Source organism: Bartonella jaculi (genome assembly GCF_039543045.1).
In the GTDB taxonomy this organism is placed as follows: Bacteria; Pseudomonadota; Alphaproteobacteria; order Rhizobiales; family Rhizobiaceae; genus Bartonella; species Bartonella jaculi.
In genome coordinates, this window is record NZ_BAABIZ010000098.1 from 1 (window position 1) to 1,836 (window position 1,836).

Consider the following 1,836-nt stretch of genomic DNA (forward strand, 5'->3'; position numbering starts at 1 on the left):
TGGTTGGGTAGATGATTCATCACTTTCACTCGTAAGCCTTATGGGTGATAGTTCTATTAATTTTAAAAAATTAAAGTCTGCTTCGACTTACGATTATCGAACACTCCACATTGGAAAAGGAACGGGTGAGGCTTATAAGGCGCGGGATGGTGCGCATATTTACCTTAACACATATTTGAATAATGGTGGTTCCCTTGATAATCAAAAGACTGATCGTGTTTTGATACATGGTGATGTTTCTGGAACAACGATAGTGCATGTGCGTGGTGTTTCAGGAAGTCCAGGGGGATCTACGGGGAGTGGTGGAAATGAACAAGGAATTTCAATTATTCAGGTTTCTGGAGAGGCAAATCAAAATTCTTTTCAGTTAGATGGTGGTTATGTCGCGGTGGGGCATTCGCCTTATCAGTATAGGCTCAATGCTTATGGTCCACAATCTGAGTTAGGGGAGGCAAGTTCTTCTCAAAGATTGGTGAAAGGTAATGGAAAACATTGGGATTTTCGTCTCGAAAATGTATATATTGATCCTAAGCCTGGGCCAGCTCCTGAACCTTCTCCTAGTCCAGAACCTGGTCCCGCTCCAGCTCCTATTCCTCCTAGACCAGCTCCGGAGCCTGATCCTAAGCCGGAGGTTAAGGCTGTTGTTCCGCAAGTTCCAACTTATCTGTTTTTGCCAAATGCTTTATTTCATACAGGTTTGATGAGTATTGGCAGTCAAAATAAGCAATTAGAAGCTTTACGCATTGCTTCTGGAGGATTGTTGAAAAATGATGGAAATCCCGCCTTTTTTGTGCGTGGTTATGGTGGTAGTTATCGTTATGCCTCAGATTTATCCGCACTTGAATATGGTTATGGAGGTGAGCTTAACTATAATGCCATAGAGGCGGGTGTTTTGCTGCAAACAATTGAAAATGCATATGGTACTGCTTCTTTTGGAATTATAGGGTCTTATGAGAGACTTTCTCTCCAGCCTCAAGATGTTGAACAGAGCCAAAAAAGTGTATTTGATAAATGGACTGCTACAGCATATGGTAGTATGCAACATCAAGCGGGCTTCTATGTTGATGGTCTTTTATCTTATGGTCTCTTCAAAGGTGATGTTCACACTCTTGCACGTGGTAAGACAGCAACATTAAAGGGAACACCTCTAAGCGCTTCATTAACTTCTGGTAAAGCGTTTATGATAGAGGATGAAGGTCTTATTTTTGATCCGCAGGTTCAGGTTGTTTATCAGCGTCTTCAGTTTAATAATGCCCATGATATTGATGACTTTGATATTGAGCTGGGCAAACTTGATCAATGGCTGGTACGTGCTGGTGGGCGTTTAACAAAGACGCTTTCTGTAACCGATGAGGCACGTGTTGTTTCCTTCTATGGCAAACTTTATCTTACTCATGGTTTTGGAGGGAAACAAACTGTTCATTTCAAAGACGCTTTTCAGCTAGGAGCTTTTGGTTCTTCCCTAGAAACGGGATTAGGTTTTAATGCTAAGGTATCTTCGCAGTTTTCTCTTCACGGTGATCTGGTTTATCAGCATAAACTTACCAAGGCTGGTTTTTCTGGTACCAGTTTTTCTGGGGGATTGCGTTATCAGTTCTAAGATAAGGTACAATACGTACCTTTATATAAAAGGCAGCACAGTGTGCTGCCTTTTTGTTTTATAACAATCTGTGTTGATATCAAAAAATCCTCGCTCTTTGATACGAGCAAAATAAGGCATAATATTTTTTTGCATTTTACGCGTGAAAACGCCTTTCTATGTTAAAGTGAATTTCCTTAAAGTTTTTGGTGATAATGATACGATACAGTGACTGCTTCTCGGGGCTCTTTAATGAC

General features: G+C 40.9%; 1 protein-coding gene. It reads left to right on the forward strand.

Features of this window, described 5'->3' with window-relative positions; translation table 11 throughout:
- Positions 1 to 1,600 (forward strand): autotransporter family protein (locus ABD915_RS09510; RefSeq protein WP_345117691.1); only part of this gene is annotated, 1,600 nt, incomplete at its 5' end.
- Positions 1,601 to 1,836 lie beyond the last annotated feature (236 nt).